The 18797-nt window shown below is 66.0% G+C and carries 19 protein-coding genes and 1 pseudogene; 11 read left to right on the top strand and 9 right to left on the bottom strand.

Features of this window, described 5'->3' with window-relative positions:
* The first annotated feature begins 9 nt into the window (after positions 1 to 9).
* The 5 genes from OHA42_RS12185 (at position 10) to OHA42_RS12165 (ending at position 3199) form a co-directional block, all read left to right on the top strand.
* Positions 10 to 1203 (top strand): TetR/AcrR family transcriptional regulator, encoded by a 1194-nt coding sequence (locus OHA42_RS12185; protein ID WP_406236856.1) that lies wholly within the window; start codon positions 10 to 12, stop codon positions 1201 to 1203.
* Positions 1204 to 1281: 78 nt separating this feature from the next.
* Positions 1282 to 1686, top strand: coding sequence for a hypothetical protein (locus tag OHA42_RS12180; protein ID WP_406236855.1), 405 nt, complete (start codon positions 1282 to 1284; stop codon positions 1684 to 1686).
* 86 nt (positions 1687 to 1772) lie between these two features.
* Positions 1773 to 1904 (top strand): hypothetical protein, encoded by a 132-nt coding sequence (locus OHA42_RS12175; protein ID WP_406236854.1) that lies wholly within the window; start codon positions 1773 to 1775, stop codon positions 1902 to 1904.
* 14 nt (positions 1905 to 1918) lie between these two features.
* The gene (locus tag OHA42_RS12170) at positions 1919 to 2773 is read left to right on the top strand and encodes a class II glutamine amidotransferase (RefSeq protein ID WP_406236853.1); all 855 of its coding nucleotides are present in this window, start codon (positions 1919 to 1921) and stop codon (positions 2771 to 2773) included.
* 219 nt (positions 2774 to 2992) lie between these two features.
* On the top strand, positions 2993 to 3199 hold the full coding sequence (locus OHA42_RS12165) for a DUF397 domain-containing protein (RefSeq protein ID WP_406236852.1): 207 nt from the start codon (positions 2993 to 2995) through the stop codon (positions 3197 to 3199).
* A gap of 79 nt (positions 3200 to 3278) precedes the next feature.
* Here OHA42_RS12165 and OHA42_RS12160 read toward each other — a convergent pair whose 3' ends face one another.
* The 3 genes from OHA42_RS12160 to OHA42_RS12150 form a co-directional block, all read right to left on the bottom strand.
* Positions 3279 to 4262: an aldo/keto reductase gene (locus OHA42_RS12160; RefSeq protein ID WP_406236851.1), complete on the bottom strand. Its 984-nt coding sequence runs from the start codon at positions 4260 to 4262 to the stop codon at positions 3279 to 3281.
* A 253-nt stretch (positions 4263 to 4515) separates the two neighbouring features.
* Positions 4516 to 5094: a flavodoxin family protein gene (locus tag OHA42_RS12155; RefSeq protein WP_406236850.1), complete on the bottom strand. Its 579-nt coding sequence runs from the start codon at positions 5092 to 5094 to the stop codon at positions 4516 to 4518.
* 76 nt (positions 5095 to 5170) lie between these two features.
* Positions 5171 to 5296, bottom strand: coding sequence for a hypothetical protein (locus OHA42_RS12150; protein ID WP_406236849.1), 126 nt, complete (start codon positions 5294 to 5296; stop codon positions 5171 to 5173).
* Between the two features lie 195 nt (positions 5297 to 5491).
* Here OHA42_RS12150 and OHA42_RS12145 point away from each other — a divergent pair, with 195 nt between their 5' ends.
* Together OHA42_RS12145 and OHA42_RS12140 are read left to right on the top strand one after the other, a co-directional pair.
* Positions 5492 to 6343 carry an alpha/beta fold hydrolase gene (locus tag OHA42_RS12145; protein ID WP_406236848.1) on the top strand — a complete coding sequence of 284 codons (852 nt, stop codon included), beginning with the start codon at positions 5492 to 5494 and terminating at the stop codon, positions 6341 to 6343.
* Positions 6336 to 6899 (top strand): TetR/AcrR family transcriptional regulator, encoded by a 564-nt coding sequence (locus OHA42_RS12140; RefSeq protein ID WP_406236847.1) that lies wholly within the window; start codon positions 6336 to 6338, stop codon positions 6897 to 6899. The genes OHA42_RS12145 and OHA42_RS12140 overlap by 8 nt, the downstream gene beginning before the upstream one ends.
* Here OHA42_RS12140 and OHA42_RS12135 read toward each other — a convergent pair.
* Positions 6871 to 7590, bottom strand: a complete 720-nt coding sequence (locus OHA42_RS12135; RefSeq protein WP_406236846.1) for an alpha/beta hydrolase family esterase — start codon at positions 7588 to 7590, stop codon at positions 6871 to 6873. The two genes, OHA42_RS12140 and OHA42_RS12135, sit on opposite strands and share 29 nt — an antisense overlap.
* A 146-nt stretch (positions 7591 to 7736) precedes the next feature.
* Between OHA42_RS12135 and OHA42_RS12130 the strand changes: the two are divergent.
* Positions 7737 to 7976: pseudogene (locus tag OHA42_RS12130) on the top strand (SDR family oxidoreductase); the annotation flags it as partial.
* A complete protein-coding gene (locus OHA42_RS12125) occupies positions 7891 to 8679 on the top strand; it encodes an SDR family oxidoreductase (protein ID WP_406236845.1) in 789 nt (262 codons plus the stop codon). The pseudogene OHA42_RS12130 and the gene OHA42_RS12125, both read left to right, overlap by 86 nt.
* Before the next feature lie 95 nt (positions 8680 to 8774).
* On the opposite strand, the gene OHA42_RS12120 is transcribed toward OHA42_RS12125, so the two are convergent.
* Positions 8775 to 9827, bottom strand: coding sequence for an Lrp/AsnC family transcriptional regulator (locus tag OHA42_RS12120; protein ID WP_406236844.1), 1053 nt, complete (start codon positions 9825 to 9827; stop codon positions 8775 to 8777).
* A 96-nt stretch (positions 9828 to 9923) separates the two neighbouring features.
* On the opposite strand from OHA42_RS12120, the gene OHA42_RS12115 reads away from it, so the two are divergent.
* Together OHA42_RS12115 and OHA42_RS12110 are read left to right on the top strand one after the other, a co-directional pair.
* Positions 9924 to 11438, top strand: coding sequence for an MFS transporter (locus OHA42_RS12115; RefSeq protein ID WP_406236843.1), 1515 nt, complete (start codon positions 9924 to 9926; stop codon positions 11436 to 11438).
* Positions 11439 to 11453: 15 nt separating this feature from the next.
* Complete coding sequence (locus OHA42_RS12110; RefSeq protein ID WP_406236842.1) at positions 11454 to 12476, top strand: isopenicillin N synthase family dioxygenase; 1023 nt, start codon at positions 11454 to 11456, stop codon at positions 12474 to 12476.
* A 108-nt stretch (positions 12477 to 12584) separates the two neighbouring features.
* On the opposite strand, the gene OHA42_RS12105 is transcribed toward OHA42_RS12110, so the two are convergent.
* From OHA42_RS12105 to OHA42_RS12090, 4 genes are all read right to left on the bottom strand, one after another.
* Complete coding sequence (locus OHA42_RS12105) at positions 12585 to 14039, bottom strand: NAD-dependent succinate-semialdehyde dehydrogenase (RefSeq protein WP_406239300.1); 1455 nt, start codon at positions 14037 to 14039, stop codon at positions 12585 to 12587.
* 56 nt (positions 14040 to 14095) lie between these two features.
* Positions 14096 to 15439 (bottom strand): 4-aminobutyrate--2-oxoglutarate transaminase, encoded by a 1344-nt coding sequence (gene gabT, locus OHA42_RS12100; protein ID WP_406236841.1) that lies wholly within the window; start codon positions 15437 to 15439, stop codon positions 14096 to 14098.
* A 149-nt stretch (positions 15440 to 15588) separates the two neighbouring features.
* Positions 15589 to 17178 carry an APC family permease gene (locus OHA42_RS12095; protein WP_406236840.1) on the bottom strand — a complete coding sequence of 530 codons (1590 nt, stop codon included), beginning with the start codon at positions 17176 to 17178 and terminating at the stop codon, positions 15589 to 15591.
* 113 nt (positions 17179 to 17291) lie between these two features.
* On the bottom strand, positions 17292 to 18722 hold the full coding sequence (locus OHA42_RS12090; RefSeq protein ID WP_406236839.1) for a gamma-aminobutyraldehyde dehydrogenase: 1431 nt from the start codon (positions 18720 to 18722) through the stop codon (positions 17292 to 17294).
* Positions 18723 to 18797: the final 75 nt, after the last annotated feature.

Genomic DNA, 18797 nt, shown 5'->3' with positions numbered 1-18797 from the left:
GCAAAGGGCATGGTGCGTGGGTCGGAGGAGCGCACGCTCAGCGACCCCGTCCGCGGCACCAGGCCCGCGAATCGGCGTCAGCTGATTCTGCGTGCGGCGGCGAATCTCTTCTACGAGAAGGGCTACGCCAAGGTCGGTATGGGCGATGTGGCGGAGGCGGTGGCCATCGGCCCTTCGGCGCTGTACCGGCATTTCCGTGGCAAGCAGGATCTGCTGGCCACCGTCGTCGGCGAAGCGCTGAACACCCTGGACAGCGTGCTGGTGACGGCCACCGCCGACAACCTCATCGCAACGGTGGTGACGGCGACGCTGGAGAACAGGCGGGTCGGTGTGTTGGTCCGCCGCGAATCCCGCCAGTTGTCCGTCGATGATCGCGCGGCGCTACGCGCGGTGACCAAACGCATCGGCGCGCGATTCGCCGAGCTGATCAGCGAACGCCGGCCCGAGCTGGATGCGGCGGCGTCCGATCTGCTGGCCTGGTGCGCGCTCGCGACCGGCAACAGCCTTTCCTTCCATAGTCTTTCGCTTCCGGAGCCCGGGTTCAGCGCCCTGATCGAGGAACTCGTCACGACCATCGTCGACGCGCCGATCGCCTTGTCCGATGGGTCCGCCGCGCGCACGGAGCACCTCGGGTCTTTGACCCGGCAATCGCGGCGCGAGGCCATCCTGGCCGAGGCAACACGACTCTTCGCAGGCAACGGATTCGCCGGCGTGAGCATGGAGGATATCGGTGCCGGCGTCGGCATCTCCGGCCCCAGCGTCTACAACCATTTCCCGACCAAATCCGACATCCTGGTCGCCGCGATGTCGCGTGGTGACGAATGGATGCAGAGGGAGATGAACCGCACGTTCGCGCAGGCCGCGGACGCCCGCGACGGCATGTTCCGACTGCTGCGCAGCTACTGCGCGTTCGCCTTCGAGGACCCCGACCTGGTCCAGTTGCTCGTCTCGGAATCCATGCACCTACCCGACGCCGACCGACACCGAGCCAGAGCGGCTCAGCACTCCTACATCGCGGAGTGGGTGCACCTGGCAACTCAGGTGCACCCTGACTGGGATCCGATCAGTGCCCGAATCCGGGTGCAGGCCGTGCAGACCATGATGAACGACATCGCGCTGATGCCCCACCTGCGATCCCGCCCCGGTGTCGATGCGGCACTGCTGGCGATCGGCGCTCGGCTGCTCGCGATCTCCGACGACTGACCGGCTCGCCCATCCACGAGCTCTACCACCCCGTATGGACCGAACGTTCTCGGATTCCGCGCGGAGGAGACTGAGGGCGTGACGAAGGACGAAGTTCCGCTGATCGTGGTGGACGCTGCCAATGTCGTCGGCTCGCGGCCCGATGGCTGGTGGCGCGACCGTGCGGGCGCGGCCCGGCGATTGCTCACGCAGCTGACCTCACTGAAAGAACACCTGGAGCAACCGACCGATGTGGTCGTCGTGCTCGAGGGGGCGGCGAAAAGCGCAGTCGCCGAGCAAACAGCCCCGGACGACCTGCGCGTGGTGTCAGCGGACGGATCGGGAGATGACGCGATCGTCGGTGTGGTGGCGGCAGCCGCTGCGCAGGACAACGGCCGGTCGATCACCGTCGTGACGGCGGATCGCGGACTGCGTGATCGAGTCGAGCCGCTCGGGGCCGTGACGGTCGGTCCGCGCTGGCTGCTGGATCGCATCGGGCCGTAGCCGAACCAGCGAAGTCGGCCATCCGTACGAAGATCGGTCGGGCGTGTCGATCGAGGCAACGCGGTTTCCAGCGCAACACTGAGCGAATGGCCGAACGACACTCTTGCGCCGCCGAGGTGCTCGACCTGACCGCGCAATGGGCCGAACTGTTAGTGCCCGGCGGGCTGTCGGACCGTTATGGGCACGCCGCTACGAAACCGGCCACAGCGCTCGGATAACGGAGGAGACCGGCATGTGCCGACTTTTCGGAATGACGGCGTCCCCACAGCGAGTCAAGGCGACCTTCTGGCTCCTCGATGCCGAAGACAGTCTGGACCACCAGAGCGAGACGAACCCCGACGGCACCGGCCTCGGCACCTTCGACACACACGGCATGCCGTTGGTCGAGAAGCAGCCGTTGGCCGCCTACGCGGACCGCCAGTTCGCCACCGAAGCCAAACACCGCGAGTCGGCGACCTTCCTCGCCCACGTCCGCCACGCATCGACTGGTGCCCGCACCGTGAACAACACCCATCCGTTCACCCAGAACGGACGCATCTTCGCCCACAACGGCGTCATCGAAGATCTCCCACGACTCGACGAGCAGCTGGGCCCTTACCGTGCACTGGTGCAGGGCGACACCGACTCGGAACGATTCTTCGCGCTGATCACCCAACACATCGATGCGCACGGCGGTGACGTCACCGCCGGGATCACCGACGCCACCCGATGGGTCGCCGACCAGCTGCCGATCTTCGCGATCAACCTGATCCTGACCACCACCACCGAGCTGTGGGCCTTGCGCTACCCCGATACCCACGAGCTCTACATGCTGAAACGCAAAGCAGGAGAACACCTCCGGCATGCGGGCAGCAAGGGAACCATCCGCGTCCACTCAGCCGATTCGGCCGAAACCCCGACCGTGGTCATCGCCAGCGAGCCGATGGACACCGACCCCGGCTGGCGTCGCATGCCCCCCGGCGAGCTACTGCACATCCACCCCGATCTGCACACAGACAGCAGCCCGATACTCGATCGCCCACCGGCCCACCTGCTGTCGCTGTCGGACCTCAGCGCCGAAGCCGCCGCCTCGCAACTCACCCGCTGACGGCACATCCTTCGCTTGCGGAATCTTAAGGTAGATCTGATCTACGTAAGATTCGATCTACGTTTAGGACCGCGGGCATGATGAAGCGCGCGCCAGCCTCCAACCGGACCTGACCACTGAGCACATGGAGAAAGCGGCCCTTGCGTCGGCGACCAATCATGTTCGCTCGACGTGCGCTACGGCGGACCGACAGGAGAGTTTCGTCCCAGGCAACGAACGGTGAATGTGGACCTGCCCGGAGCGCAGTGGTTCAAGAGCAGCCACAGCAGCGGAGGCCAGGAGTGCGTAGAAGTCGCGTTCCTCGACAGTGGACTCGTCGGGGTACGAGACAGCAAGAACCCCAACGGCCCAGCACTGGTGTTCAACCCAGGCGAGTGGGAAGCCTTCACCGCGAGCGTGCAGGACGGCGAGTTCTACCGTCCGTAGAGATGATCAGCGAACGGTCCCGCGCCGAGTTCCCTTGGCGCGGGACCTTTTTCATTCAGGGCTGACGAGGTGGGTTCGGTCAGCGACCGGCGGCTCGAGCGAGACGCTCCGGATAGCGCGCGCCCGCGAAAGCTCCTGAGGGAGCGGCGGCGTCGATGCGGGCGAGATCGTCTGCGGTCAGGGTGATGTCGGTGGCTGCGACGTTTTCCTCGAGGTAGGTGCGGCGCTTGGTACCGGGGATCGGGATTACGTCCTCGCCCTGGCTCATGACCCAGGCCAGGGCCAATTGGCCTGCGGTGATGCCCTTTTCGGCGGCGAGCTCGCGCAGGGCGGCGACGATAGCAAGGTTGCGGTCGAGGTTGTCGTCGGCGAAACGCGGTAGTTGGCGGCGCATGTCGTCGGCGGGGAGTTCGGCGGTGGAGGTGATGGCGCCGGTGAGGAAGCCGCGGCCGAGCGGGGAGAACGGCACGATGCCGATACCAAGCTCGCGGCAGGTCGGCAGCACCTCGGCCTCGATGTCCCGTGTCCACAGCGACCATTCGCTCTGCAGCGCGGTGATCGGGTGCACGGCATGCGCGGCGCGGATGGTTGCGGCCGAGGCTTCGGAGATGCCGAGGTAGCGCACCTTGCCCGCGGCGACCAGTTCCGACAGTGCGCCCCAGGTCTCCTCGATCGGGACGTTCGGATCCACCCGATGCTGGTAGTAGAGGTCGATGTGGTCGACACCGAGGCGGGCCAGCGACTCGTCGCAACTCTGCTTGACATAGGCGGCGTCACCGCGCGCATTCATGGTGCCGTCCTCGCCCCACACGATGCCGAACTTCGTCGCGAGCACCACCTGATCACGACGATCGGCGATAGCGCGCCCGACCAGCCGCTCATTGGTTTCGGGCCCATACACATTGGCGGTGTCGAGCATGGTCACGCCCAGGTCGAGCGCGCGATGAATGGTCGCAATGGACTCGTCGTCGCTATCGCGCACGCCATAGGCCTGGCTCATCCCCATGCAGCCGAGCCCCTGCGCACCTACGGCCAGTTCGCCGAGTTTCCTGGTCGGGATCATTGCGGGATCTCCTCCTTCAGCACCGGACGCGATGTCCAGCGGCAGGTCCGGGTCATGACTACCAAGATCCGACGCTACGACCTGGAGTGCACTCCATGTCAAATACAGCCCCGTCGGCGCTGGAGAAACAGACAGCCGGCCACGGCATCGAGACTCCTCGTCGGCCTGCCGGTGTGGATCGAGTGTCGCAATGGCCGCAGAACTCGGCCTCGGACACCTGATCGCCGAGCTGCCGGGCCGCTCGAGTGCGGCTTCAGATCCGATGCAACGTTCTGGCGAAGTTCGCACCGAAGAGTTTCGCGGTCGCCAGATCTCCCTTGTCGAAGGAATCCACGGGAGCTTTGTGATGTATTTGGGCCATCGCGCCGGTCCATGATCCGAGTCGATCGACAGCTGGATCCGGAGTCGCGCCGACATTGTTTTCGAAATCCAGCGGATTACCGACCCACAGCATCCCGTGTTGCATCGAGAACACCACCATGGACATCAGCGTTGATTGTTTATCGCCCGATGGATACGACGAGACCGTGAAGCCGGAGGCAAGTTTTCCACGCAACTCCTGGGTGCGGAAAAGGGGCGATGTCGAATCCATGAATGATTTGAAAGGCCCGGAGACTCCTCCGAAATAGGTGGGAGAACCCCAGATAATGCCATCGTAGGTAGCCAACCGAGCAGGCGAGGCGACGAGCTGGTCAGCCTTCAGCAGACTAACCTCTGCACCTGCCACATTCCTGGCGCCGGCGACGACATGCTTTGCGAAGCATTCCGTACGCCCATGGCCGCTGTGATAAACCACGGCCATTTTCTTCACTGCTGATGTTTCTTCATTCACGGCGCCAAGGATGTTCTCCGGCCATGCCGGCCGGCAACTATCGTTGCCGTTTCCGGAACGAGCCCGAATCGAACGCCTATCGGTCCAGCGCCGACGGCGTGAGGCGCGGCCACGGCCTGCCGTGATAGCGCTCGATGTCGGTATTGAACCGCTCGAGGTAGGCGGCGAAGGTGGCGACGTCTTCGGGCGACCAGCTCGCCATGATGTCGTCCAGGCCGCGCACGCTGTCGGCGCGACCACAACCTCCCGTACCGCCGGACGACCCCCCACTCCCCCGCCCCCTTCGGCGCTGCGCCGAAGGTCGCATCCAGGGCCTGAAGCGAGTGTTGACACGGTTGGCTAATTGCATTAGCTTTATGGCTATCAGCATTAGCTACCAGCACAACGGGAGTTCGACATGACCGAGTACCTGACCATCGATGGTGGACAGATCGCCTACGACGTGACCGGCGATGGCCCACTGGTCGTGCTGTCGCACGGCATCGGTGACCGGCGCCAGGCTTTCCGGTTGCTCGCGCCGAAGCTGGTCGGCGCCGGCTACCGGGTCGCAGCGGCGGACCTGCGTGGACACGGAGAGTCCAGCATGAACTGGAAGTCCCACGACGGCAGTGACGCGATCTCGCGGACCGATGTCGCGGGCGACCTGCTCGCTCTGATCCGCCACCTCGGCGGTCCAGCGGTCATCATCGGACACTCCATCTCCGGCGGGGCCGCCACTATCGCTGCGGCACAAGCGCCCGAACTTGTCAGCGCCATCATCGAACTCAACCCGTTCACCAAGACCCAGAAGCTCGCCGCAGGCGCGCTGTTCACCGTCCCGCGCTACCGCAAGGGGCTGGTGCCGCTGATGAACACCATGATCTTCAAGAGCCTCGGACAGTGGATGCGCTACCTGAACGTCGCCTACCCGATCAAGCCTGCCGACTACGACCAGTACATGGCCGAACTGTCGGCGAAGCTGCAGGAACCGGGCCGGTTCGCGGAATTCATGAAGACCGGCAAGTCGACTCCCGCCGATGCCGAGGCGCAGCTGCCGAACATCAGTAGCCCCGCGCTGATCATCATGGGCACCGAGGACCCCGACTTCCCGAACCCCGAAGCCGAAGGCGACGCCATCGTCGCTCTCATGCCTGCGGGTCTCGGCACCGTCGTGGTGGCGGAGGGTTCCGGGCACTACCCGCACGCGGACGCGCCGGACCGGGTGGCCGAACTCGCGCTGCGGTTCCTCGCGGAGCAGGCCCGTGCCTAGGGTCGGGCTGACCACAGCCGACGTCGTCGGTGCGGGTGCCCAACTCGCCGACGACGTCGGCTATGACAACCTGGCCATGGGTCTGCTTGCCGAAAAGCTCGGTGTCCGAACACCTTCCCTGTACAAGCACGTGGCCAGCCTGGCCGATGTGCAGCACGGCATCGCCGTGCTCGCGATGACCGAACTCGACCGCGCCGTTCGCGACGCGATGCACGGCCGCTCCGGCACCGAAGCATTGGCAGCCTTCGCCCGCGCATTCCGCTCATACGTAGTCGCGCACCCTGGTCGCTACGCCGCCACCGTCGGAGCCGAGTTCACCAGCCCCGACGATCCCCTGCTGGAATCCAGTGGCCGCGTGCTCGATTCGATGGTGGCAGTGCTGCGCGGTTACGACATTCCCGACGTCGAGATGGATCACGCCCTGCGCACCTTGCGCTCGATGTTCCACGGATTCGCGTCCCTACAGGCATCCGGCGGCTTCCAATGGACCGGCGATCCGGAAGTCAGCTTCGACTGGATGATTCGGTTCATCGACCGTGGATTACGTGGGCTGTGAAGAAGTCCCACGCGAGGTCGGTCGCGTTCACCCCGGCCTGCGCATCGGAGAGTTCGCCCTGCGCGGCGCCCGGCCACGAGTGCCCCATCTCGGGAAGCCGGTAGATCTCGACCGTGCTGCCGTCGGCGCAGGTGGCCGTCGCGACGGTGATGCCATTGGCCAGGTCGGCCTGCGCTCCCCCGGGAGCGCAGGCGAGTCGCTCCTGCCACTGCGTGATCCCGGTGTCGAATCGACCGAAGAAGCGATCCTTGCCACCAAGGAAGGTGATAACCGATACCGGTGTCGTCGGCTTGTAGGACGGCTCCGCCGCGGCGGAGCCGATGAAACCCCTGCTGACCGCGGCGATGGCGGCGAAGGTGCCAGGTAGTTCCACCGCGAGCTTGAAGGACATATCGCCGCCGTTCGAGATGCCTGCGGCATAGACGCGCTTCGGGTCGGCTTTCCAGAAGCCGGTCATTCGGGCGAGGACAGTCTTGACGAAGCCGACATCGTCTTCCGAACCGCAGCAGACGAAAGCGTTGTACCCGGAAGCGTGCCCCTCCGGATAGACGACGAGGAAGTTTTCCTTGTCCGCCTTGGTATTCAAGCCGCTGGTGGTGGCGATCCGCGCCGCGTCACCGGGATAGAAGTGCAGGGCGACCAGGAGTGGCAGGGCGGCGCTGCCGTCATAGCTCGGCGGCGCGTGCACCACATAGGAGCGGGTCTTGCCACCGAATTCGATGGTGATCCGTTGGTCACCCGAGCCAGGCTTGTCGTCCTGCGTAGTGGCGGCGGGGCTACTCGGCGATGTCAGTGGCGCGACGGGGCTCTGGCAGGCCGTGACCCAACCGCTACCGGTTGTGGGACGATGCCGTCGCCGATCGGATCATCGCGGTCCCCGGCGATCTCGCCGCACCGCGCCTGGGCCTTTCCGATGCCGACTACGACCGCCTCGCCGACACCATCGACGTCATCTACCACAACGGCGCTCGCGTCAATCACGTCGATCCCTATGCTCGACTACGCGCCGCCAATGTCGAAGGCACCAGGGATGTACTGCGCCTGGCGACGACGCGGCGGGCCAAGCCCGTCCATTTCGTCTCCACTATCGGCGCCGCCGTCTCGACCACGCCGGAATCCGGCGTCGTCGAAGAGGACACGCGGCTGCGGGGCCGACCAGGTCTCCGACAACGGCTACCTCACCTCCAAGTGGGTCGCCGAAGAACTGGTTCGGCAGGCGGGCGAGCGCGGGCTTCCGGTCGCCGTCTATCGTCCCGGCACGATCAGCGGCGACACCCGCATCGGCGTGAACAGCGCCGACGATGCGATCTGGAACATGATCCGCGCCGCCGCAATCCTCGGGATCGCACCCGATGTCGGCGACGCGACGGTGTCACTGGTTCCGGTGGACTACGTGGCGGGCGCGCTCGTCGAGATCTCGGCCCACCCAGCGTCGGAGATCGTGTATCACCTGGTCAACCGCACTCCGGTGGCGGTGCGCGACATCTTCGACTCGCTGCGCGACCACGGCCTCCCGGTCGCGACCGGGAGGCTGGAGGCCGTCCGTACCGAGCTGGACCGCGAGTCCCGCCTGCGCAACGACGCGGGCGACGATTCGCTCGTCCGCGCGGCGCTGCTCAGCGCGAACTTCGCCGGGCTCGCCGGACATCTCGACTGGGACGACGCCCACAGCCGTACCGCCTTGGCGGACACCGGCATCGAGTGCCCGCCCCTCACTCGCCCGATACTCGACACCTACATCAGGGAGTTCATCGCATCAGGGTTCCTGCCGTCGCGATAGCGCACGAGCGCATCCGCTGGCGCGCCACCGAAGCAGCAAACGAGACGCCAAAGCTATGCGCAGCATCCGACAGCTGCAGTCCTCGGAAGGTCATCTCACTGAGATGGGTGAGGCGACCGGGGCCGGTGTGTCCGGGCGGCCATAGGTTTCGGGTGCGCGAGAATGTTGCCTGTCATGAGGGCGCCAGCTTGCTTGAGGCGGTGCAGTACCGGTGAGAGTTCGAAACTGTGGATGCCCTCGAGCGCAGCCATGGTGGTGGTCAGATACCGGTAGAGGTCGTCGGCGCTGTCGGCGGTCAGCACAGCGAAGATGTTGAATGGTCCGGTAATAGCGGCGGCGTAGCTGGTTTCTTCGTGCTCGGCAACCGCGAGGCCGATGGTTTCGAGATGGGCGGGTGATACTCGCAACCACAGGAATGCGGCGGTGCGGGTGGGCATGGCGGCGGGCGCGATGTCGAGGTCGAAGTAGAGGATGCCGCCGGCTTGCAGTGCGGCGATACGGCGGGTCACCCGGCCGATGCTCATGCCGGTGGCACGGGCCAATAGCGTGTAGCTTGTCCGGCCGTCTCGGGCCAGTAGCTCCAATAGCGCGTGGTCGGTATCGCGCAACTGGAGGTCGTCGTCGGTGTATTCGTCGGCGGTGGTACAGGTTTCGCCCTGCGCCGCATATTGCCGTCCTCGCCAGTCGGCGACATCGCGGCGTACGAAGCGATGCAGGATCATCGCGGCCGCGATGTCGTGCACCGGGGCGCTGCGCTGCAACCGCTGTACCAGCAGGTCGTCCCGGTCTTGTTGACTGCGTGGATGCAGTGAGAAGACGACCTCGGCGCCGCCGGCGGCGATGCTGATCCATGCCGCGTCGTCGCGCTGGCCCAACGCCTGGGCCACCTGCAGCGCGCCGTCCGGACGGCAGCGCACGCGAATGATCCAGTCGTTCTCGCCCAGGGCGCGGGCATCGACGGCGCCGATCACTCGAACAACACCGTCGCGGCGCAATCGTCGGTATCGACGGGCGATCGTCTGCTCGGCAACTCCCAGGTCAGTGGCGATGCGCCGGAACGATACCCGCGGGTCCAATTGCAGGGCATGCACTATTTGTGTATCGACAGCGTCCAAGGCTGCGGTTCTGCGTAACTTCTCGGCTGTCACTAGAAGAAATTAGCGCCAATGGCGCTATGCCGTGCCTATTTCGCGGCCGCCTTCGGATACTCGACGCCTCATCCCCACTTCGAGAGGACAAAGGCGTTGCGCAAATGGTTACCGCTGCTGACGGTGTGCCTGGGCACCTTCATGCTGCTGATCGACGTCACGATCGTGAACGTCGCGCTACCCGATATGCAGATCGATCTGCACGCGTCGTTCGGATCGCTGCAGTGGGTCGTCGACGGCTACGCCCTGGCCGTGGCCGCGCTGATGCTGGGGGCAGGTTCGATCGCCGATCTGACCGGCCATCGACGCGCCTACCTCGCCGGGCTGGTGCTTTTCGCGGTGGCTTCCCTGGTGTGCGGGTTCGCGCCGAACCCGATGGTGCTCATCGTCGCCCGCGCCATGCAGGGCGTCGGCGCGGCCACGATGTCGTGCACCACCTTCGCGCTGTTGAACAACTCCTACACTGGGCGCGATCGAGCCGGCGCATATGGCATGTGGGGCGCGGTCGCCGGTGCTTCCTCGGCCATCGGACCGATCGTCGGCGGGATCCTCACCGATATCGCGTCCTGGCGCTGGATCTTCTTCGTGAACCTCCCCGTTAGTGTGGTGGCGGTTGCGCTGTGCGTGGGGGTGCTGACCGATGGTCAGCGCCCGCATCGCGGCCGGATCGATGCGGCGGGGGTGGCGACATTCACGGTGAGCGCGGCACTGGCGACCTACGCGCTGATCCGAGCCAACGAGCACGGCTGGTCGGACTCGATCACCTGGTGGACGCTGCTCGCCGCCGCGGTCGCGTTGGCGGCCTTCGTGCGGATCGAAATCGTTTCGCCACAACCAATTCTCGACCTCGCGCTGCTGCGAGACCGCGCCTTTGTAGGGGTACTGATCGCAGGCGCGATCTTGTACTTCGCGGCATTCGGGGCACTGATGTACACCCAAATCTGGATGCAGTCCCTCCTCGGGATGAGCCCGATCCAAGCCGGTGCCGTCGGGCTTCCGCTGTCGGTCATGGCGTTTCTGGTGTCCGGTGCGATCGGCCGGTATCTGCACGGTGCGCACGCCAGGTGGATTATCGGTGGCGGCCTCGCCGCGGTGGGCCTCGGCGGCATCATCGGCGCGCTCCTGGTCCATGACCGGGCAAGCTGGACCGCGCTCGTTCCTGGTTTCGTCGTAGTCGGCGCAGGCGTCGGCCTGGCCACCGCGACGCTCAGTTCGGCAGCGGTGTCACTGGTGCCGTGGCAACGCGCCGGAATGGCTACCGGTGCGCTCAACACCGCACAACAGCTCAGCTTCGCGCTCGGCATCGCCACCCTCGGCAGCGTGTTCGCCGAACGGGCCCGCAGTGTTCTCACCGACCGCGCGGTGTCCGATCCCACAGCGACGGCCCGAGCCATCGCCGGCGGCCAGTCCCCGCAGCTGATCCAGGCCGCACCCCCGATCCAGAACGCCGTTCACACCGCGGCCGCGGCCGGAGTCCACACCACTCTCGCGCTGAGCGGCGCGGTCGCCCTGCTGGGCGCGGCGCTAGTGCCAGTACTCATGCGGCCCCGCAGGCCCGACCGGCACGTCACTGAAACCGTCGAACCCACAACACAACTCGCAGGCGCCTGAGAAAGGACACCCATAATGGAGCAGCAAGCTGTCACCGTTATCGAGGGATTCGTCCCCGTGATCGATCTGTCATCGCGAGACACCGAGCACGGGCGGCGGATCATCGCCGATGCCATCAACACCGCCTGCCGGACATCGGGCTTCTTCACCATCGTCGGCCACGGTGTTCCCACGGAACTCATCGACCGTATGTGCTCGACCACGCGCGAGTTCTTCCTGCTGCCGGAAACGGCCAGGGACGCGGTGGCGCACCGGCCAGGCGTATCCGGGTTCCGCAGAATCGGCGGATCGACCGCACACAGCCTGGACCAGAAAACCCCACCCGATCTGTGTGAAGTGTTCTCCGCGCATGTGACCGGAGACCTGAGCGACCAGGAACGCGCCCGTCTCGGTGATTATTGGGCATCATGGAAACTGGCCAACGTGTGGCCGCGATTCCCGGTGAACTTCGAGCGGACGTGGCACGAGTACATGGCGGCCCTGACGCACCTGTCGGCCGACCTCATGCGGTTGTTCGCCCTGGCTCTCGAACTCGACGAACGTTTCTTCGACGACAAATTCGACCGTCACGTCTCCTCGATCGCCGTCAATTACTACTACCCACAACAGCGAACACCGCTGCCCGGGCAGCTACGCCGTGGCGAACACACCGATTGGGGAAGCTTGACCATCCTCTACCAAGACAGCGACCGAGGAGGTCTACAGGTCCGCCAGGGCGCGAACCAATGGTGTGACGTCCCAACCATTCCCGGCGGGTTCGTCGTCAATATCGGTGACCTCATGGCCCTGTGGACTGTCGGCCGGTGGGCATCGACCATGCACAGGGTCGTCAACCCGCCACCGGGAGACACGTCCGCACGCTTGTCGATTCCGTTCTTCTACCTGCCCAACCATGATGCGGTCGTCCACCCGATCGCCGCATTCACCGACTCGGGCGATCAGGATTCGATCGACGTATCGACTGCCGGACAATGGATCTCACGCAAGATGCAGAAAACATTCGCAGCCGATCCGCAGGACTACGCGGACGCCGATTGAGTGCCCGGCAGGTCTCGGCGGAGATCAGCCGGAAACGCTCCCGCGGCCCCTCGTCTTCGCCGCGGGTGCGGGCTGACTCCGCCGGCACCGTCTGCCGTGCGGTGATCGCTACTGCAATGCGATGTATTTGGTCTCGAGGTATTCCTCGATGCCCTCACTGCCCGCCTCGCGGCCGAGGCCGGATTGCTTCACACCACCGAAGGGCGCCGCGACGTCGGAGATGATGCCGCGGTTCACCCCGACCATCCCGGATTCGAGCGCCTCGGCCACCCGCAGCGCGCGGTCCAGCTCTGTCGTGTAAATGTATGCGGCCAAACCGAATTCGGTGTCGTTGGCCGCGGCGATACCCTCGGCTTCGCCGTCGAATCCGGTGATCGCGGCAACCGGTCCGAAGACCTCCTCGCGCAGGATCCGCGCATCGGCGGGCACATCCGCCAAGACCGTCGGCTCGTAGAAGTAGCCCTCTGCTTCCGTATTCGCGCCGCCGGTGGTCACCACCGCACCCTTCTCGACCGCATCGCGCACCAGCTCGGCCACCGTGGTGCGCTGCTTCTCGCTGATCAGCGGCCCCACCTGCACACCGTCGAGATGGCCCGGCCCGACCTTCAGTGCGCGCATCCTTGCGGTCAGCATCGCCGTGAACTGTTCGCGCACCGCATTATCGACATGGAAGCGGTTCGCCGCGGTGCATGCCTCGCCGGTGTTGCGCATCTTGGCAGCCATGGCGCCATCCACCGCCGCGTCCAGGTCGGCGTCCGCGAACACCACGAACGGCGCGTTGCCGCCGAGTTCCATCGACGTGCGCAGCACGCGCGTCGCCGACTGGGCGAGCAGGAGTTTCCCGACGCCGGTCGAGCCGGTGAAGGTCACCTTCCGCAGCCGGTCGTCGGCGAACATCGGGTCGGTGAGCTGCGCGGCCTGCGAGGTCGGCAGGATCGACAGCACACCGGCGGGCAGTCCGGCGTCGGCGAACACCTGTCCGAGCAGCAGCATGGTCAGCGGCGTTTCGGCGGCGGGCTTGACCACCATGGTGCAGCCCGCCGCGAGGGCGGGCGCGATCTTCCTGGTGCCCATGGCGAGTGGGAAGTTCCACGGCGTGATCGCCAGGGTCGGACCGACCGGCTGCTTGGTGACCAGGATGCGCCCGGTGCCCGAGGGCGACTGCGTGTAGCGGCCGTTCACCCGGACCGCTTCCTCGGCGAACCAGCGCAGGAACTCCGCGCCGTAGGTGACCTCGCCGTAGCTCTCCGCGAGCGGCTTGCCCATCTCCAGGGTCATCAGCAGCGCGAAATCGTCGCGGCGCTCGATGACCAGTTCCCAAGCGCGTCGTAGGATTTCCGAGCGTGACCGGGATGATGTTGCGGCCCAGTCCTTTTGCACGCGAGCAGCGGCCGCCAATGCGCGTGCGCCGTCGGCAGCGGCCGCATCGGCCACCTCGACGAGTAGCGCTCCGGTCGCCGGATCGTGCACCGGGAAGGCGCGGCCGCCTTCCGCGGGCACTTGCTCGCCGGCAACCCACAGTCCGGTCGGCACCGCGGCGAGCAGGGCAGCCACATCACGCATCGTCAGGTTCTCCTCGATCACTTCGAAAGGGTTTTCTCGTCAGTGCAAGGCATCGGTCAGCCGGCCAGGCGGCGCAGCGCGTCGGCGAGCACATCGATGCCGTCGTCGAGCAGCTCGGCGCCGATCACCAGCGGCGGAAGCAGCCGGATCACATTGCCGTTGGTCCCGCACGTCAACAGCACAACACCGGCGGCGAGCGCGGCCGCGGCAACGGCTTTGGTGAGCGCCGGATCCGGTTCGGTGCTGCCCGGCCGCACGATCTCGATCGCGAGCATGCCACCGCGACCGCGCACCTCGCCGATCACGCCGACCTCCTCGGCCAGCGCCCGCAATCGCGGCACGACGGCGGCCTCGATGGCCCGCGCCCGCGCGGGCAGATCGAGCTCGCGCATCACCGACAGCGTGGCGAGCGCGGCCGCGCAGGCGACCGGATTACCGCCGTAGGTGCCACCGAGACCGCCGGGGTGCACCGCGTCGAGCAGTTCGGCCCGTCCGGTGATGGCCGCGAGCGGCATACCACCCGCGATCCCCTTGGCCATGGTGATGATGTCGGGCACCACACCCTCGTGCTCGCTGGCGAACCAGGCGCCGGTGCGCGCGAACCCGGTCTGCACCTCGTCCGCGATGAAGACGATGCCGTTGCTGCGCGCCCACTCCGCCAGTGCCGGAAGGAAACCCGGTGCCGGGACGATGAACCCGCCCTCGCCCTGGATCGGCTCGATGATCAGCGCGGCCACCGAAGTCGCACCGAGCTGTGCCTCGATGCGCGCAATCGCGCGCTGTGCCGCCTGTGCGCCGGTCAGCCCGGCCTCGTCGCGGTACGGGTAGGAGGTCGGCATCCGGTAGATCTCCGGAGCGAAGGGCCCGAAGTTCGTCTTGTACGGCATCGACTTCGCGGTCAGGGCCATCGTGAGATTGGTGCGCCCGTGGTAGGCGTGGTCGAACGCGACGACTGCGGCGCGTCCGGTGGCCAAGCGCGCCACCTTGATCGCATTCTCCACGGCTTCCGCGCCGGAATTGAACAGCACGGTGCGCTTCTCGTGGTCACCGGGTGTCAGCGCGTTCAGTTCCTCCGCCACCCGCACGTAGCCTTCGTACGGCGTGACCATGAAGCAGGTGTGGGTGAACCGGGCCGCCTGCTCGGCGACCGCCGCCGCGACCGCGGGATGCGAGGCCCCCACGCTGGTTACGGCAATGCCGGAACCGAGGTCGATCAACGAGTTGCCGTCGACATCGACAATGACGCCGCCGTCGGCATCGGCCGCATACACCGGCACCGACGAACCGACACCCGCCGCGACCGCGGCCTTGCGGCGGTCGGCCAGCGCCGTCGACCGCGGCCCTGGCAGGGCGGTGACCATGGTGCGCTGCTGCGCCAGTCGGTGGCCGATGGCGATCATCTTCGGGCTCCTGTCCAGTCGAAATGTCTCTATCCAGTCTCGGCGCAATCGGCGCTCCGAACCAGCGCCACTTCGGCCATGCGCCACCCCTACACGCGCCATTTCGTCGTTGCACGCGGAAGAGCGGCCTATGCCGCCGGCGCTCGGGTCTACCGCTTGTCCACGCGGATCACTACAGCGTCATCGCTGATGACCGGGGTCTGCCTGGTGAGCGTGTCGCCGCGGAAGAACTCGGGGTTGCGCCACCGCATCACCGACATCAGCACCGCGCCGAGGCACAGCATCCCGAAGCCCATGAAGAACACCAGTCCGACACCGCCCACCGACGCGCCGCTGCCGTTGTCCGGGTTCATGCTCTCGCGCACGGAGATCACGAACACCGTCGCCAGCATCAGCCCGCCGAGCAGCGGGAACAACAGTTTGAAGACGACATCGCGGACGCTGCTGAACAACTCCTCGCGGAAGTACCACACGCAGGCGAAGGCCGTGATGCCGTAGTACCAGCAGATCATGATGCCCAGTGCCGCAACGGTATCCAGCAGTGTGTGCTCCGAGAGCAGCGTGACCACGGTGTAGAAGACGCCGGTGACGACGCCCGCGACGATGGCGCTGAACGACGGCACCAGGAACCGCGGGCTGACCTCGGCGAACTTCTTCGGGAACGCACCGTAGGCGCCCATCGCGAGCATGGTCCGGGCGGCGGGCAGGAACGTCGTCTGCAGGCTCGCCGCCGAAGAAGCGAGGACCGCGAGCATCAGCAGCGGGCCCGCCCAGCCACCGAGCACCGGATCGGCGAGCGCACCGAAAACATTGCCGGCATTCTCCTCGTTGCCGAGGCCGAGACCACTGGCACCGACACCGGCATACATCATCACGGCGACCGCGACGAGCAAGTAGGTCAACAGGATCGAGAGCACGCAGAGCAGCCCCGCACGCCCGGGCACCTTCGTCGGATCCTTCGACTCCTCGCCGAGGGTCAGGCAGGTGTCCCAGCCCCAGAAGGCGAAAATGGAGCCGGTGAGGCCGACGGCGAACGCGCTCAACGTGATTCCGGTGAACGGGTTGAACCAGTCGAAGCTGAAGCCGAGTGATCCCGGTACCGCGCCCCGGCCGACGTGCACGAGCGCGACCACCGCGAAGGCGAGCAGCACGATCATCTGGAAGCCGACGAGCACGTATTGGACGTGCTCACTGGTGGTGATGCCACGGCTGGCGATAAAGGTGGCGACGGCGAGGAACAGGAGGGTCGTCGCGATATTGATGCCCTTATTGCCCGCGAGATCGGCGATGCCGGGATCGCTGAAGATCCTGGCGAAAAAGAGATAGCAGAATTCCACGGCGATCGAGGCCAGATTGGACAGCACGATGACCGAGGCCATCACCATGCCCCAGCCGCACATCCACCCGGTATAGGGACCGAAGGCCTTGGTGGACCAGGTGAACGACGCACCGCAGTCGGGCACTCGCGAGTTCAGCTCGCGGTAGGCGTAGGCGGTCAGGAACATCGGGATGAAGCCCGCGATGAGAATGGCGGGCATCTTCAAGCCGACGGCGGCCACGATCAGGCCGATGCTCGCGGTCAGGGTGTATCCGGGCGCTACGCACGAAATACCCAGTACCGCACCGGCCAAGGTGCCGACCTTGCCCGCCGCCAGCCCCTTGTCGAGGAACGGCTCGGCGGATGCTGCCACGATCGGACCGGAGGCATCGGGCGGCGGGACAGCAGTGTCACCGGCCATGGTCGTTTACCCCCTCTTTCGGAACCACGACCATCGGTATGGCAAGCGCTACACCGTCGGCGCCGCTCGGGGTGGCGAGGAAACCGACCACCAACCTCATCTGCGTGCCCGCCCTACCCGTGCGAACTCATAACGTGCTTGACCCGGGTGTATTCCTCCACGCTGTACGCCGAGAGATCCTTGCCGTAGCCGGACTGCTTGAACCCGCCGTGCGGCATCTCCGCGACGAGCGGGATATGGCAGTTCACCCATACCGCGCCGAAATCCAGTGCACGAGTGAGTCGTTCCACTCTGGCATGGTCCTTGGTCCAGACGCTCGCCGCGAGCCCGTAGCGGACACCGTTGGCGTATTCGATGGCCTGGGCTTCGTCGCGGAACGGCTGCACCGTCAACACCGGGCCGAAAGTCTCGTCCTGGACGATGCCGTCGTCCTGTAGCACCTGGGTAACGATGGTCGGCTCCACGAAGAAGCCCTTGTCGCCCCAGCGCTTTCCACCGGTGGCCAGCTTCGCGTGCGCGGGCAGTGCATCGAGTTTGCGCAGCACCTCGGTGAAGTGGTTGATGTTGTTGAGCGGGCCGTAGAACGTGTCCGGATCCTCGGGCAGACCGGGCTTCAGCATTTCCGCCTTTTTCACCAACGCGTCCACGAGCTGGTCGTGGATCGACTCGTGCACGAGCACGCGGGTGGCCGCAGTACAGTCCTGGCCCGCATTGAAGAACGCCGCTTCGGCGATTCCGCTTGCGGCCGTTTCGATATCGACGTCGCCGAACACCACGGCGGGCGCTTTGCCACCGAGCTCGAGATGTGTGCGTTTGACCTGCTGTGCCGCCGTCGCGGCGACCGCGATGCCCGCGCGCACCGATCCGGTGATCGAGACCAGCCCCGGCGTCGGATGGCCGACCAGCTCGGCGCCGGTTCCGCCGTCGCCGAGCACGACATTGAACACGCCATCGGGCAGGATGCCCTTGGTCAGCCGGGCCAGCACCAGGGTGCTCTCCGGGGTGGTGTCGCTCGGCTTGAGCACAATGGTGTTACCCGCGGCCAGCGCGGGGCCGATCTTCCAGATCGCCATCATGAACGGGTAGTTCCACGGTGTCACCTGACCGACCACACCGATCGGCTCGCGACGTACGTAGGAGGTGAAGCCCGCCATGTACTCGCCGGCCGACTTGCCCTCCAGCATTCGGGCGGCGCCTGCGAAGAATCTGATCTGATCGGCGCTCACCGCGATCTCCTCGGCGGCGATGACCGCCTTCGGCTGCCCGGTGTTGCGGCATTGCGCCTCCACCAGTTCGTCGCTGTGCGCCTCGATGGCATCGGCCAGCTTCAGCAGTGCCGCCTGCCGCACACTCGGGGTGGTCCGGCCCCAGGATTCGAAGGCTCGCTGCGCGGCCGCCATCGCGGCATCGATGTCGGACCTGTTCGAGATCGGGGCTTGCCCGACGACGGTTTCGTCCACCGGATTCACCAGGTCGAGGGTTTCGATGGCGGACGAAGCCACGAATTCGCCGTCGATATAGTTCTGGAGCGCAGGCCTCGACATTAGTTTTCCGTCCATCTCTCGGTGCGTTGTCCGGGGTTTGCCTAGGTCAGTGTGCCCCGCGACACATCGCGGACA

Origin of the sequence: Nocardia sp. NBC_01009 (assembly GCF_045208035.1) — a bacterium.
Lineage (GTDB): Bacteria > Actinomycetota > Actinomycetes > Mycobacteriales > Mycobacteriaceae > Nocardia.
This window is presented reverse-complemented; position numbering and strand designations above follow the sequence as displayed.

What these genes read in the sequence shown, in the direction of transcription:
- OHA42_RS12185 (WP_406236856.1), top strand. Translation starts at nt 10, where the DNA reads ATGGTGCGTGGGTCGGAGGAGCGCACGCTCAGCGACCCCGTCCGCGGC.
- OHA42_RS12175 (WP_406236854.1), top strand. Translation starts at nt 1,773, where the DNA reads ATGGCCGAACGACACTCTTGCGCCGCCGAGGTGCTCGACCTGACCGCG.
- OHA42_RS12170 (WP_406236853.1), top strand. Translation starts at nt 1,919, where the DNA reads ATGTGCCGACTTTTCGGAATGACGGCGTCCCCACAGCGAGTCAAGGCG.
- OHA42_RS12160 (WP_406236851.1), bottom strand. Translation starts at nt 4,262, where the DNA reads ATGATCCCGACCAGGAAACTCGGCGAACTGGCCGTAGGTGCGCAGGGG.
- OHA42_RS12150 (WP_406236849.1), bottom strand. Translation starts at nt 5,296, where the DNA reads ATGGCGAGCTGGTCGCCCGAAGACGTCGCCACCTTCGCCGCCTACCTC.
- OHA42_RS12145 (WP_406236848.1), top strand. Translation starts at nt 5,492, where the DNA reads ATGACCGAGTACCTGACCATCGATGGTGGACAGATCGCCTACGACGTG.
- OHA42_RS12125 (WP_406236845.1), top strand. Translation starts at nt 7,891, where the DNA reads ATGCTCGACTACGCGCCGCCAATGTCGAAGGCACCAGGGATGTACTGC.
- OHA42_RS12110 (WP_406236842.1), top strand. Translation starts at nt 11,454, where the DNA reads ATGGAGCAGCAAGCTGTCACCGTTATCGAGGGATTCGTCCCCGTGATC.
- OHA42_RS12105 (WP_406239300.1), bottom strand. Translation starts at nt 14,039, where the DNA reads ATGCGTGATGTGGCTGCCCTGCTCGCCGCGGTGCCGACCGGACTGTGG.
- gabT (WP_406236841.1), bottom strand. Translation starts at nt 15,439, where the DNA reads ATGATCGCCATCGGCCACCGACTGGCGCAGCAGCGCACCATGGTCACC.
- OHA42_RS12095 (WP_406236840.1), bottom strand. Translation starts at nt 17,178, where the DNA reads ATGGCCGGTGACACTGCTGTCCCGCCGCCCGATGCCTCCGGTCCGATC.
- OHA42_RS12090 (WP_406236839.1), bottom strand. Translation starts at nt 18,722, where the DNA reads ATGTCGAGGCCTGCGCTCCAGAACTATATCGACGGCGAATTCGTGGCT.